We start from the raw sequence: 13301 nt of genomic DNA, 5'->3' as shown, positions 1-13301 counted from the left end.
TAACCGTTCGGTTTCGGCCGCGCTGTCTGGCCTATGGTGTCCGGAGTCCTACGACAGGAGACGGACCCCTATGCCAGGCAGCGGAGCTGTCACCCGCAACACACTTCGCCAGCAGATCGCGGACGCGCTGCGTGACGAGGTGCTCGCGGGACGCCTGCCTCCGGGGACCGAGTTCACCGTCAAGCAGATAGCCGAGCAGTACGAGGTCTCCGCGACCCCGGTGCGCGAGGCGCTCGTGGACCTCTCGGCCCAGGGGCTGCTCGAACTGGTCCAGCACCGGGGCTTCCGGGTCCGGATCTTCTCCGTGGACGACTTCAGGGGAATGATCGAGGCCCGCTCGCTGGTCGTGGACGGGATCTTCCGCCGGCTCGCCGAGCGCGGCACCGCGCCCGGATCCGGCGAGATGCTGGTGTCGGTACGGCGCCGCGGCGAAGAGGCGCGCAGGGCCGCGCAGAGCGGTTCGCTCGAAGTGCTGATCGGCTACGACCTGCGCTTCTGGCGGGAGCTGAGCGAGCTGGTCGCCAACACGTACATCTCCGAGTTCCTGCACCGCATCCGGGTGCAGTGCTGGGTCTTCGCCGTCCCCCACCTCCAGCGCGAGCCGCAGCTGCGGGAGGCGCTGTGGGACGGGCACGGCGATCTGGTCGACGCGGTGACGCTGGCGGACGCCGACGCGGTGCGGCGGATCGTGCAGGGCTACAACGAGCACGCGCTGGCCTGGGCCTCCCGCATCTGAGGGTCCCGAGGTGTCCGGACGCGCCCCGAGGTGCGGGGGGAGGGCCTGCGGTGCCCGCGGACGTCCGCACCGTAGGCCGCAGGTTTTGCGCACCCCTTCGCGGAGGGTGTTCGGCGCACTACGCTGACCGGATCGGCGGCAACGACTGATCGGAGGCCGAGTGGCCTGTGACCTGTGGCTGGTCCCCCTTGTCGACGTGCTGTGCCACAGCCCCGACAACCCCTTCGCGGAAGAGATCGCCTCGTACGACAAGGCGCTGGGCGCGGCCGGACTCCCGTCCGTGCCCGTGTTCGCCTACATGCCGGGCCTGAGCGGCGACGTCGCCCCGGTCGCCGGCTTCGACTACGACGCCCTGCATTTCCTGAGGCGGGCGTACCTGCTCCAGCTCTGCGGGCTGCCGGTGACTCCGGTGGACGAGCTGGGCGGGGACTACGAGCAGCTGCTGGAGATGTTCGAGCCCACGGCGCAGCAGTCGCACCTGGTGTGGCACTACGACCACGCGGGCGCGTACGTGCCGGTGGACTTCGCGGCTCCGCTGGCGAACGAGGAGCTGCTGGCCGGGGGCGGTCCGCTGGGGTCCGCGCAGGGGTTGCTGCGGGAGCTGGCGTTCGTGGCTCCCGCGATCGGGATAGACCCGGGGAACCCGCCGGCCGCGCCGGCGCCGCCGGGGCGGCCGACGTTGCTGGAGGAGCCGGCGGGGCCGATTCCGTACGACGACAGTCCCTTTGCGCGTGAGCGGCACGTGTGGCTCGGGTTGCACGCGGCGGCGACCCGCAGTCTGGGTCAGGGCTCGATGATCATCTTCAGCTGAGGCCGGTGGGGTGGGTGCGGGTGGGGGTGCCGGTGCGGGTGCCGGTGCGCGGGTGCCGGTGCCGGTGCCGCTGCGCGGAGCTGGTCCCCGCCCCGCCCCTTCGCCGTTTCCACGGGGCTCCGCCCCGAGCCCCGCGGCTCAAACGCCGGCGGGGCTTGAAGATCGGGGCTCCGCCCCGGACCCCCGCGCCTCAAACACCGGCGGGGCTCGGTTTGTGCCGGCGGGGCTGGGTTTGTGACGGCGGGGCCGGGTCAGCGGGGTTGTTCCGGGGGGCGTTGGCGGGGCATGTTCGGGCGGGTGCCCGGGGGGAGGGGGAAGCGGGCCGGGGGGATGTTCGTGTCCGCGCGGGCCCCGGAGGAGCCCAGGGACTGCATCACCAGAGGGGCGGGGCCGGAGCTGAACTCCACCATCCACTCCGCCGTCTCCGAGCGCACGAGCTCCGTCACGTCCTCCGAGAAGCGCCGCAGCACGGTCAGGCACCGCTCGGCGGCCTCGCTGGCCGTGCCCTCGGTGGGCCCGAGCACCTCGCGCACGTTCTCCGAAGCCCAGTCGAACTGGAGGGTCTGGAGTCGCCGCTGCACCGCCTGGGCCGTGGCCACGTCCCGCATCCAGCCGGACGTCAGCCCGAAGAACCGGTCGCAGGCCAGCGCGGCCGCGCCCAGCAGCAGCGCCAGGTACCCGTACGTCGAGGCGCCCGGCGCCGAGCCCGTCAGTTCCAGCAGCGGCATCGCGGCGCCCGTGACGGCGCCCACGGCCGCGCAGACGCGCAGCACCCGCGCGCCCCGGCGCTTCCACGCCCGGTCGGACAGGTACCACTCGGCGGTGCGCAGCGCATCGGCCTCGACCCGCCGGTAGAGCTCGTCGAGCCGCTCCGCGGGTTCGCCCCAGTCCCCGAGGGGGAACGGCCGGCCGGTCAGATCGCCCGCCGCCATCGGTCCGCCGCCTTCCTCCCGGGGATCCCGGGGTGGCCCCTCGGGCTGCATCTCCGGCTGGCTCACCCGGCACTCCCTCTGCCTGCGCTGACGTGTGGTGGTGCGCGTGTGCGCAATGATGCGCATGCTCTTCCTACCTTCGAATGACGGCCGATGGGCGCCGAATCCCGGGATTTCCGCCCGCAAGGAGGTCTCCATCAGGTACGCGCACGCCCCGTCTCTCACTCGAAAGAGTTGGTCCTCACGGCGTAGGGCGCTGCGCGCGGGGAGCACGTAGGCTCGGATTGACCAAGCGTTGCGAGGTCCCGAAGGCCCGATGGTCCCGACGAACGGAGTGAGTGTCCTGTGATTGCCGGTGGTGGCCAGCCCAACATGCAGCAGCTGCTTCAGCAGGCCCAGAAGATGCAGCAGGATCTCGCGGCTGCCCAGGAGGAGCTCGCGCAGACCGAGGTCGAGGGCCAGGCCGGCGGCGGCCTGGTGAAGGCGACCGTCACGGGCTCCGGCGAGCTGCGCGCACTGGTGATCGACCCGAAGGCCGTGGACCCCGAGGACACGGAGACGCTCGCCGACCTGGTGGTGGCGGCGGTCCAGGCGGCCAACGAGAATGCACAGGCGCTCCAGCAGCAGAAGCTGGGCCCCCTGACCCAGGGGCTGGGCGGCGGCAGCGGCATTCCCGGCCTTCCGTTCTAGTCCCGCAGTACCCCACAGACACACACAGAGAGAGAAGGCAGTCCGTTGTACGAAGGCGTGGTTCAGGACCTGATCGACGAACTGGGCAGGCTGCCCGGCGTCGGGCCCAAGAGCGCGCAGCGGATCGCCTTCCACATCCTGCAGGCCGAACCCACCGACGTCCGCCGCCTCGCGCACGCGCTGCTGGAGGTCAAGGACAAGGTCCGGTTCTGCGCGGTGTGCGGGAACGTGGCGCAGGAGGAGCGGTGCAACATCTGCCGCGATCCGCGCCGCGACCTCACGGTCATCTGTGTCGTCGAGGAGCCGAAGGACGTCGTCGCGATCGAGCGGACGCGTGAGTTCCGGGGCAAGTACCACGTTCTGGGCGGCGCGATCAGCCCGATCGAGGGCGTCGGTCCCGACGACCTGCGCATCCGCGAGCTGCTGGCGCGCCTCGCGGACGGAGAGGTGACCGAGCTGATCCTCGCCACCGACCCGAACCTGGAGGGCGAGGCGACCGCCACCTACCTCGCCCGCATGATCAAGCCCATGGGCCTGAAGGTCACCCGCCTGGCCAGCGGGCTCCCCGTCGGGGGAGATCTGGAGTACGCGGACGAGGTCACGCTCGGGCGGGCCTTTGAAGGAAGGCGACTTCTCGATGTCTGACGCAACGCTGCACGCCCTCGGCCAGGATCCGGACGACTTCGCCGCCTCGATCGCGGACCAGATCGAGTCGTTCATCGTTGCGGTCACCGAGGTGGCCAAGGGCGAGGACCCGGACAGTGCGGTGCCGTTCCTCCTGCTGGAGGTCTCGCAGCTGCTGCTCGCGGGCGGCCGGCTGGGCGCGTACCAGGACGTGATGCCGGAGGAGCGCTACGAGCCCGACCTCGGTCCGGAGCCGGACGTGGACGACCTGCGCGAGCGGTTCGCGATCATGCTGGAGCCGGTCGACGTCTACTCCGAGGTCTTCGACCCGTACGAGCCGCGCAAGACCCCGGTGGCGCACCGGATCTCCGACGACCTGGCCGACGTGGTCGCCGACCTGCGGCACGGGCTCATCCACCACCAGTCGGGCCGCATCACGGAGGCCCTGTGGTGGTGGCAGTTCTCGTACTTCACCAACTGGGGCCCGACGGCCTCGGCCACCCTGCGTGCCCTCCAGTCGCTGATCGCGCACGTGCGGCTGAACCAGCCCCTCGCCGCGCTGGACGGCCTGGACACGGACGAGGACCTGACGGAGGAGGACCTCGCGGAGCAGGCCGGGCAGGTCATGGCCGAGGAGCTGGGCGGCCTCGGCCGCAGGTGAGGCCACGGCGGGCGGAGCCTCGGCACGTGAGGCCACGGCAAGTGGACCCTCGGCGCGGGAACCTGTTCTTTGATCTTTTCGTCTCATGATGTGGTACGAAGCGGTCGGATCCCGGTCGCTCGTTAGACTGCACCAGCAATGAGACGGACTGAGCGAGGAGCGCACGTGGGCCTTGTCGTGCAGAAGTACGGAGGCTCCTCCGTAGCCGATGCCGAAGGCATCAAGCGTGTCGCCAAGCGGATCGTGGATGCCAAGAAGAACGGCCACCAAGTGGTCGTCGTGGTTTCCGCGATGGGCGACACGACGGACGAGCTGATCGATCTCGCCGAGCAGGTTTCGCCGATGCCTGCCGGGCGCGAATTCGACATGCTGCTGACCGCCGGAGAGCGGATCTCCATGGCCCTGCTGGCCATGGCGATCAAAAACCTGGGCCACGAGGCCCAGTCGTTCACCGGTAGCCAGGCAGGCGTGATCACCGACTCGGTCCACAACAAAGCGCGCATCATCGATGTCACGCCGGGCCGTATCCGCACCGCGCTGGACGAGGGCAACATCGCCATCGTCGCCGGCTTCCAGGGCGTGTCCGCGGACTCCAAGGACATCACCACCCTCGGCCGGGGCGGCTCGGACACCACGGCGGTCGCGCTCGCGGCGGCCCTGGACGCCGAGGTCTGCGAGATCTACACCGACGTCGACGGCGTCTTCACCGCGGATCCCCGCGTCGTGAAGAAGGCGAAGAAGATCGACTGGATCTCCTCCGAGGACATGCTGGAGCTCGCCGCTTCCGGTTCCAAGGTGCTGCTGCACCGCTGTGTCGAGTACGCACGCCGATACAACATCCCGATCCACGTCCGCTCGTCCTTCTCGGGACTGCCGGGCACCTGGGTCAGCAACGAGAATCCGCAAGGGGACGAGCAGGTGGAGCACGCCATCATCTCCGGAGTCGCTCACGACGTCTCCGAAGCCAAGATCACGGTCGTCGGCGTCCCGGACAAGCCGGGTGAGGCCGCGGCGATCTTCCGCGCCATCGCGGACGCCGAGATCAACATCGACATGATCGTGCAGAACGTCTCGGCGGCCTCGACGGGCCTCACCGACATCTCCTTCACGCTCCCCAAGACCGAGGGCCACAAGGCCATCGACGCGCTGGAGAAGGCGAAGGGCCAGATCGGCTTCGACTCCCTGCGCTACGACGACCAGATCGGCAAGATCTCCCTGGTCGGCGCCGGCATGAAGACGAACCCGGGCGTCACCGCCTCGTTCTTCCAGGCGCTGTCCGACGCGGGCGTGAACATCGAGCTGATCTCCACCTCCGAGATCCGCATCTCGGTCGTCACCCGCCAGGACGACGTCAACGAGGCCGTCCGCGCCGTGCACACGGCCTTCGGCCTCGACTCGGACAGTGACGAAGCCGTCGTCTACGGAGGCACCGGACGATGACCGCGACCCGGTCCTCCGCCCCGGCACTCGCCGTGGTCGGGGCGACCGGAGCAGTCGGTTCGATCCTGCTCCAGATCCTGTCCCAGCGGGCGGACGTCTGGGGCGACATCCGCCTGATCGCCTCCGCGCGCTCGGCCGGCCGCAGGCTGGCCGTCCGCGCGGAGGAGACCGAGGTGCTCGCCCTCACCGAGGACGCCTTCGACGGCCTCGGTCCGGGCGACGTCGCGCTCTTCCTCACCCCGGCCGAGGTGTCGGCCCGGTGGGCGCCCGTCGTCACCGCGCGCGGCGCGGTCGTCGTCGACCAGTCCGCCGCGTTCCGGGCGGACCCCGAGGTCCCGCTGGTGGCGCCCGAGGTCAACGGGCACGCCGTACGGATCCGGCCGCGCGGGATCGTCGCCGGCCCGGACTGCGTGACCGCCGCCATGATCGCGGCCCTGGGCGCGCTGCACGCCGAGTACTCCCTCACCGGGCTGGTGGTCTCCTCGTACCAGGCCGCGAGCGCGGCCGGACGGCCCGGCTCCGAGGCGCTGCGCCGCCAGCTGTCGCTGGTCGCGGGGACCGCCCTCGGGGAGCAGACCGGGGACGTCCGCCGCGCGGTGGGCGAGGACACCGGCCCCTTCGCCGGTCCCCTCGCCCTCAACGTCGTGCCCTGGTCCGGAGAGCTGCGCGAGGACGGCTGGTCCTCGCACGAGCTGGCGGTACGGGCCGAGACGCGGCGGATCCTGCAGCTGGAGCGGCTCCCGGTGTCGGTGACCTGCGTCCAGGTGCCGGTGCTGACCGGGCACTCGCTGAGCGTGCGGGCCCGGTTCGAGAACGAGGTGGGGGCCCCGCACGCCCGGGAGATCCTGGAGGCCGCGCCCGGCGTGGTGCTCGTGGACGATCCCGCGGCGGGGGAGTTCCCGACCCCCGCGGACGCCGCCGGAACGGATCCTGCCTGGGTGGGGCGGCTGCGGGCCTCGCTCGACGACCCCTGCGCCCTGGAGTTCTTCGTGTGTGCCGACAATCTCCGCAGGGGTGCCGCGCTGAACGCCACGCTGATCGCGGAACTGATCGCAGGTGAATTTGCGTAATTCGCTTTGTAGGATCGTTGCTGATCCCTTGATCAAGGTGATGGCCCGACTGCCGTCTCGATAAGACGGGGCAAATCGGGAAGAGCGGGTACGCATGAGGGCAATGGGGATATGGCTGTTGAGGCTGCCTCGCGCGTACAACCCTGACGGGGGGACGCGTGTCCTACAGGCGTGGCAGAGGCACTGCTCGAATCGGCCCTCCTCCCGGCGCACCTCGGGATCATCCCGTCGCGCCGGGGTTTCCGTGCGTCCGGCGGCGGTCTCCCCGTGATCGTGCCCGTTCCGCCGGCGGGGCCTTCCGAGGCGCCCGTACTCACCGCCACACCGATCCCGGGCGGTCTCGTGCCCCCGCCGCGCGACAGCGCTGAGGCGGCGGGGAGCAGCCGGAACGAGCCGGCCGAGGTCACGGCCGAGGCGACGTCCGAGACGACGGCCGAGGTGACGGCCGAGGTGACGGTCGAAGTGGTGGCGGGGACCACCGTCGACCATCTGACGGCGACCTACCAGGCGCACTACCGCTCCCTGCTCGGCCTGGCCGCCCTGCTCCTCGACGACACCGCCTCCTGTGAGGACGTGGTCCAGGAGGCGTTCATCCGCGTGCACTCGGCGCGGAACCGGGTCCGCGACCGGGAGAAGACACTGGCGTACCTGCGCCAGACCGTCGTGAACCTCTCGCGCTCCGCCCTGCGCCGGCGCATCCTCGGCCTCAAGCTGCTGTCGAAGCCGATGCCGGACATGGCGAGCGCCGAAGAGGGCGCGTACGACCAGCTCGAACGGGACGATCTGATCAAGGCGATGCGCGGACTCCAGCGCCGTCAGCGCGAGGTGCTGGTGCTGCGCTACTTCGCGGACATGACGGAGGCCCAGGTCGCCGGGACGCTCGGGATATCGCTCGGCTCGGTCAAGGCGTACGGATCGCGGGGCATTGCCGCGCTGCGGGTGGCGATGGAGGCTGCGCAGTCATGATGGACGACCACACTCCGCCGGGCGGGGCGAGCGAGGAAGAGGCACTGCGGGGCCTGCTGCACGGGGCCGTCGAGGGCCTGCAGCCCTCCGAGGGCGCCCTGGAGCGGCTGCGCCACGCCGTTCCCGCGCGCCGCGCCCGCAAACGCCAGGCCCTGGTCGGCGCCGCCGCGGTGGCGCTGCTCGCGGGGACCGCCCTCCCGGCCCTCATGCACCTGGCGGGCGGCGAGGGCGCGGCCACGGACCACCCGGCGATGGCCGGGCACGGCGAGCACGCGGGCGACAAGCCGGGCGCGCTCGCCTCCGACCCGCACCAGAACGGGTTCGGGAACCTGCCGAGGTCCACCCGCTCCTCCGGCGGCTCCCCGGCCGTGGGCGGCGCCACCGGGCAGCCGGACGCCACGCTGGGCGGTTCCCCGGTGGGCGGTCTGACGGCGGGCCCCACCGGCACCGCGGGCGCGTCGGCCGGTACGGCCGGTTCGGTGCCGGGCGCCGGCCCGATGCCGCCGGTGGCCGCGCCGGGCGTGCCCGGGTGCGGGACGGACCAGCTCGGGGTGGTGGGCTCGGCCCGCGCCCCGGAGACCGACGGCCGGGTGTACGGCAGTTTCCGGGTCACCAACGTCTCGGCTCAGGGCTGCGCCGTCACCGGCCAGGACACCGTCTCGGCGGCCCCGGCGCCCGGTACGTCGGCCGGCCAGGGCCCCTCGGTCGCGGTGGTCGGCCACACGGCGGGGGATCCGGCGAGCGGGCTGCTGCCCGATCCGTCGGCGGAGGCGGCGGTGCTGGTGCTGCCGCCGAACACGGCGTACGAGGTCCGCTTCGCCTGGGTGCCCTCGAAGGAGTCCTGCACGGCGACGAACCCGGACGCGGGAGGCAAGCCGCCGCAGACGGAGTCCGCGGGCGGCTCGGGCGCTCCGGCGAACGGGGCGGCCACCGAGCCGCAGACGGGTGCGCCCCCAGGGACGGCGGGCGTCTCGGTGTCCCACACCCCGCAGCCGGGATCCGCGACCACGCGGACGACGCTTCCCGAGGCCTGCGGCGGAACGGTCTACCGGACGGGTGCGATCCCGCTCGGCGAGTAGCCAGGCGAGACGGGTGGCCCGACAAGACGGGTGGCCCGACGAGACGGGTGGCCCGACGAGACGCGTAGCCGGACGAGCCCCGCGCGGCTGGTCCGACGAGCCCTACGCGGCGGGTTCGAGCAGTCCCGCCTCGGCGTCGCGCAGGCTCTCCACCTCGCGGCGGTAGAGCCGGAACCACATGAAGAGCACGAAGGCGACGAAGACGAACCACTCGCCGGTGTAGCCGAGGTTCTGGAAGGCCTTCAGGTCGAGCCCGGTGTTGGCCGGCGCCTGCGCGGGCACCGGAACCATTCCGTCCGCCGGGGTCTGCACGGTCAGCCAGGCGTCGTACAGGTCGTACGGGACGATGTTGACCAGCGAGGCCGCCCCGATCACGCCGAGCTGCCCGGCCGGCAGGCCGCCCTGGGAGTGGACCCCCTTCGTGCCGGAGTTCTCCGGGGCCTGCAGGGCGCCGGTGACCTCGACCCGGCCGCTGGGCGGGGCCGGGGCCTTCGCCGGGTCCGCCGCCCCCGGCAGCCAGCCCCGGACCACCGGGACGGTCTTGCCGGAGTCGGTCTTCAGCAGGGTCAGGACGTAGAAGCCGGACGCGCCGTCGAGCCGCCGCTCGGGCACCAGCATCTGGTCGGCGTACTCCCCGGCCGTGGAAGCCAGCCTTCCGGAGGTTTTCGTGTCCACCGGAAGCAGCGAGTCCAGGGGTGCGGCCACCTGGTCGGCGGGCTGCCCGGCCGTCGCCTCCCGGTGGCTGTCGACACGGTCCTCGAACCGGCCGAGCTGCCAGGACCCCATGAACAGGCAGAAGGGGACGGCGAGCGCGACGAAGACGTTGATCCCCCACCAGCGCGGGGTCAGGAGAAACCGGTGCACCCCACCACCGTACGGGGGGCGCACCGGAGCGGGACTAGCGGGGCAGGTGCTTCAGCGCGAACTCCAGCTCCATCCGGACCTGCTTGATCCGCTCCTCCACGACCAGCGAGCCGTGTCCGGCGTCGTACCGGTACACCTCGTGCTCCGCGCCGCGCGCCACCAGCCGGTCCACGTAGTTGTCGATCTGCCGGATCGGGCAGCGCGGGTCGTTGACGCCCGCCGCGATGTGGACGGGTGCCTTCACCGCGTCGACGTAGGTGAGCGGCGAGGAGACCTCGAAACGGTCCGGGACCTCCTCCGGCGTACCGCCGAAGAGCGTGCGGTCCAGGGCCTTCAGCGCCTCCATCTCGTCGTCGTACGCCGCCACGTAGTCCGCGACCGGTACGGCCGCCAGGCCCACCGCCCAGGCGTCGGGCTGCGTGCCCAGGCCCAGCAGCGTCAGGTACCCGCCCCAGGACCCGCCCGACAGTACGAGGCGCGCCGGGTCCGCGAGGCCGGAGGCCACCGCCCACGCCCGGACCGCCGCGATGTCCTCCAGCTCGATCAGGCCGACCCGGTGCTTGAGGGCGTCCGTCCAGGCGCGGCCGTAGCCCGTCGAGCCGCGGTAGTTGACCCGCACGACCGCGAAGCCGTGGTCCAGCCAGGCCGCCGGGGTCGCGGCGAAGGCGTCGCTGTCGTGCCAGGTGGGCCCGCCGTGGATCTCGAAGATCGTCGGGAAGGGGCCCTCGCCGTGTCCGGCCGGCCGCTGCGCGAGCGCGTGGATCCGTCCGCCCGGACCCTCCACCCACACGTCCTCCACCGGCACCGACCCGGGTGCCTTGAAACCGGGAGGGTCCAGGACGACCCCGCCCGCCGTGGACCGTACGGTCGAGGGCTCGGCCGCCGAGGACCACAGGTACTCCACGGTTCCGTCGGGCCGCGCCCCGGCCCCCGACACCGTCCCCGGCGGAGTGTCCACCCGTACGAGCTCCCGCGCGGCCAGGTCGTAGCGCCACAGCTCGCTGCGCGCCTCGAAGCTGTGCGCGATCAGCAGCGCGGATCCGTCCGGGTACCACTCGGCGCTGACGTCGCCCGGCAGGTCGATCGCGAGCTCCTCCTCGGCGCCGGTGGCCACGTCCCACACCATCGGCTCCCAGCGGCCGCGCCGCTGGTGGCCGACGAGGAGACGGGTGTCGCCCGCGACCGGCGCGAAGCCGAGGACCTCCAGGCCGAGCTCCTCGGTGCCGCCGCGGGAGTCGTCCAGCTCGGCGACGGTGGACCCGTCGAGGGTCAGCACGCGCAGGGAGGAGTGCATCGCGTCGCCGTGCTCGGTGTGCTCGACGGCCACGAGCGTCCCGTCGTGGGACAGGTCGCCGACGCCCGCCGACTCCCGGTGCCGGTAGATCACGGTGGGCGCGGAGCCGTCCGGGCGGACCACGTGGACCGTCGAGCCGTCCTCGTCCGTGGAGCGCCCGACGACGGCGGTGCCGTCGCGGCCGATGGCGAGACCGGCGGGGTACGAGGGCTCCAGGCCGGGGGTGGCCGGTTCGTCCGGGCCGCCCCCGAAGGGCTGGCGCACCCAAGTGCCGAACTCGTCGCCGTCCGTGTCGGAGAACCACCAGATCCAGGCGCCGTCGGGGGAGAGGGCGCCGTCGGTGGTGCCGTTCGGCCGGTCGGTGGCCTGCCGCTGGACGCCGGTCGCGCGGTCCCAGGCGTAGAGCTCGAAGGTTCCGGTCGCGTTGGAGACGAAGAGCGAACGGTCCGGGGCGTCCTCGGCCCAGTCGGGCAGTCCGACGCGCGGTGCCCGGAACCGCTTCTCCCAGTCGGGCGTCTCGGGGGTGATCTCGCTGTCGCTGGTCATGCGCCCCATTGTGGCCGCAGTGGTCCCCGGGATGCCGACTGCTCCGAACGGGCGCAGAGTGGAACCCGTAGCCCAAGGAGGAACGATCATGGGCAAGAAGGCGCACACCGGCCACCACATCCACCAGGACTCCGAGCGCGCGCTGGCGAAGAACACGGCCGCCGAGGCCCGGGCCAAGGCCGCGACCAGGGACGTGCAGTCGTCCGCGGCGAAGACGCGCGGCATGCAGCAGAAGGCCCAGGCCAAGCGCGGTTGAGCCGGCCGGTCCGTAGGCTGGCGCCATGCGGATGATCGTCCGGGGCGCCCGGCTGCTGCACACCTCAGGCCTGTACGACGTCGAGGTCGCGGAGGACGGCCGGATCGCGCGCGTGATCCCGCACGACGACCAGAAGGAACCGCCGGCCACCGGCATCCTCGTCGAGGCCCACGGCGCCCTGCTGACCGCGCCCTTCGTGGAGCCGCACATCCACCTCGACACGGCGCTGACCGCCGGGGAGCCGCGCCCCAACGCCTCCGGCACCCTGTGGGAGGGCATCGCCTGCTGGAGCGAGCGCAAGCGGACCCTGACCCGCGAGGACGTGATCGCGCGGGCCACCGAGGTGCTGCGCTGGCAGGCGGCCCAGGGGGTGCTGCACGTGCGCACCCACTGCGACATCACCGACCCGGCCCTCACCGCCCTGGACGCGCTCCTCGAAGTGCGCGACCGGGTGCGGGATGTCATGACCCTGCAAATCGTGGCCTTCCCGCAGGAGGGCATCGTCTCCTTCCCGGACGGCGAGGCGCTGCTGCGGGAGGCGATCGCCCGCGGGGCCGACGTCGTCGGCGCGATCCCGCACTTCGAGGACACCCGCGAGGACGGGGTGGCCTCCCTGAAGACGGCCTTCGCGCTGGCCGAGGAGCACGGGCTGCGGGTGGACGCGCACTGCGACGAGATCGACGACGAGCAGTCCCGGTTCGTGGAGGTGCTGGCCACGCTGGCCCTGCGCTCGGGCCTGGGCGAACGCGCCACCGCCTCGCACACGACGGCCATGGGCTCCTACAACGGCGCGTACAGCTTCAAACTCCAGCGGCTGCTGTCCCGTTCGGGCATCAACCTGGTCGCCAACCCCTTCGCCAACCTCAACCTCCAGGGCCGCTTCGACGCCTACCCCAGGCGCCGCGGCCTCACCCAGGTCAAGGAGATGCTGGCGGCCGGGGTCAACGTGGCCTTCGGCCACGACGACGTGATGGACCCCTGGAACGCCCTCGGCACCGCCAACCCCCTCCAGACCGCCCTCGTCGGGCTGTACGCCGCCCAGCTCACCGGCGCGGACGAGATCCCGGTGGCCTTCTCGATGGTGACGGACCGTGCGGCGCGCGTCCTGGGCCTGCCGGACACGGAGTACGGCATCACGGAGGGCGCCCCCGCCTCCTTCGTCCTGCTCCCGGCCCCGTCGCCCGAGGAGGCGATCCGCCGTCAGGTCCGCCCCCGGTACGTCGTCTCGCGCGGCACCGTCCTCGCCGAGAACCCGCCCGCACCGGCCCGGCTGAACTGGCCGGGGGAGGCCCCGTCCGAGGTGGACTTCACCCGCCGCCTACGCTGACGCCC

Annotated in this window: 14 protein-coding genes; 11 read left to right on the top strand and 3 right to left on the bottom strand. The window is 72.3% G+C overall.

What is annotated here, in order from left to right; translation table 11 throughout:
* Window positions 1-70: 70 nt before the first annotated feature.
* A complete protein-coding gene (locus ACZ4VT_RS16880) occupies window positions 71-736 on the top strand; it encodes a GntR family transcriptional regulator (protein ID WP_467950305.1) in 666 nt (221 codons plus the stop codon).
* 160 nt (window positions 737-896) lie between these two features.
* Complete coding sequence (locus ACZ4VT_RS16875) at window positions 897-1547, top strand: hypothetical protein (protein ID WP_467950303.1); 651 nt, start codon at window positions 897-899, stop codon at window positions 1545-1547.
* Window positions 1548-1798: 251 nt separating this feature from the next.
* On the opposite strand, the gene ACZ4VT_RS16870 is transcribed toward ACZ4VT_RS16875, so the two are convergent.
* Window positions 1799-2545, bottom strand: a complete 747-nt coding sequence (locus ACZ4VT_RS16870; protein ID WP_467950302.1) for an SLATT domain-containing protein — start codon at window positions 2543-2545, stop codon at window positions 1799-1801.
* 279 nt (window positions 2546-2824) lie between these two features.
* Here ACZ4VT_RS16870 and ACZ4VT_RS16865 point away from each other — a divergent pair, with 279 nt between their 5' ends.
* The 7 genes from ACZ4VT_RS16865 to ACZ4VT_RS16835 all read left to right on the top strand — a co-directional run bounded on the left by ACZ4VT_RS16865 (window position 2825) and on the right by ACZ4VT_RS16835 (window position 9009).
* Window positions 2825-3169 carry a YbaB/EbfC family nucleoid-associated protein gene (locus tag ACZ4VT_RS16865; protein ID WP_467950300.1) on the top strand — a complete coding sequence of 115 codons (345 nt, stop codon included), beginning with the start codon at window positions 2825-2827 and terminating at the stop codon, window positions 3167-3169.
* Window positions 3170-3214: 45 nt separating this feature from the next.
* Entirely contained in the window at window positions 3215-3814 is a 600-nt protein-coding gene (gene recR, locus ACZ4VT_RS16860; RefSeq protein WP_030709293.1) for a recombination mediator RecR, read from the top strand.
* Window positions 3807-4454, top strand: coding sequence for a DUF5063 domain-containing protein (locus ACZ4VT_RS16855; RefSeq protein ID WP_467950298.1), 648 nt, complete (start codon window positions 3807-3809; stop codon window positions 4452-4454). The genes recR and ACZ4VT_RS16855 overlap by 8 nt, the downstream gene beginning before the upstream one ends.
* A gap of 165 nt (window positions 4455-4619) precedes the next feature.
* Complete coding sequence (locus ACZ4VT_RS16850) at window positions 4620-5894, top strand: aspartate kinase (RefSeq protein WP_030709298.1); 1275 nt, start codon at window positions 4620-4622, stop codon at window positions 5892-5894.
* A complete protein-coding gene (locus tag ACZ4VT_RS16845; protein WP_467950296.1) occupies window positions 5891-6964 on the top strand; it encodes an aspartate-semialdehyde dehydrogenase in 1074 nt (357 codons plus the stop codon). The genes ACZ4VT_RS16850 and ACZ4VT_RS16845 overlap by 4 nt, the downstream gene beginning before the upstream one ends.
* Before the next feature lie 222 nt (window positions 6965-7186).
* Window positions 7187-7930: a SigE family RNA polymerase sigma factor gene (locus tag ACZ4VT_RS16840; RefSeq protein WP_467950334.1), complete on the top strand. Its 744-nt coding sequence runs from the start codon at window positions 7187-7189 to the stop codon at window positions 7928-7930.
* The gene (locus ACZ4VT_RS16835) at window positions 7927-9009 is read left to right on the top strand and encodes a hypothetical protein (RefSeq protein WP_467950294.1); all 1083 of its coding nucleotides are present in this window, start codon (window positions 7927-7929) and stop codon (window positions 9007-9009) included. The genes ACZ4VT_RS16840 and ACZ4VT_RS16835 overlap by 4 nt, the downstream gene beginning before the upstream one ends.
* Before the next feature lie 102 nt (window positions 9010-9111).
* On the opposite strand, the gene ACZ4VT_RS16830 is transcribed toward ACZ4VT_RS16835, so the two are convergent.
* Both ACZ4VT_RS16830 and ACZ4VT_RS16825 read right to left on the bottom strand, forming a co-directional pair.
* Entirely contained in the window at window positions 9112-9873 is a 762-nt protein-coding gene (locus tag ACZ4VT_RS16830) for an SURF1 family protein (protein ID WP_467950292.1), read from the bottom strand.
* Window positions 9874-9907: 34 nt separating this feature from the next.
* Window positions 9908-11713, bottom strand: coding sequence for a S9 family peptidase (locus tag ACZ4VT_RS16825; protein WP_467950290.1), 1806 nt, complete (start codon window positions 11711-11713; stop codon window positions 9908-9910).
* 88 nt (window positions 11714-11801) lie between these two features.
* Between ACZ4VT_RS16825 and ACZ4VT_RS16820 the strand changes: the two genes are divergently transcribed.
* Window positions 11802-11969 carry a hypothetical protein gene (locus tag ACZ4VT_RS16820; RefSeq protein ID WP_467950288.1) on the top strand — a complete coding sequence of 56 codons (168 nt, stop codon included), beginning with the start codon at window positions 11802-11804 and terminating at the stop codon, window positions 11967-11969.
* Between the two features lie 25 nt (window positions 11970-11994).
* Window positions 11995-13296: a cytosine deaminase gene (codA, locus tag ACZ4VT_RS16815; RefSeq protein ID WP_467950286.1), complete on the top strand. Its 1302-nt coding sequence runs from the start codon at window positions 11995-11997 to the stop codon at window positions 13294-13296.
* Window positions 13297-13301 lie beyond the last annotated feature (5 nt).

It is taken from the genome of Streptomyces sp. NPDC029164, assembly GCF_055563995.1.
Note: the sequence above shows the minus strand (reverse complement) of the source record. Positions and strands in the feature narration are given on the sequence as shown.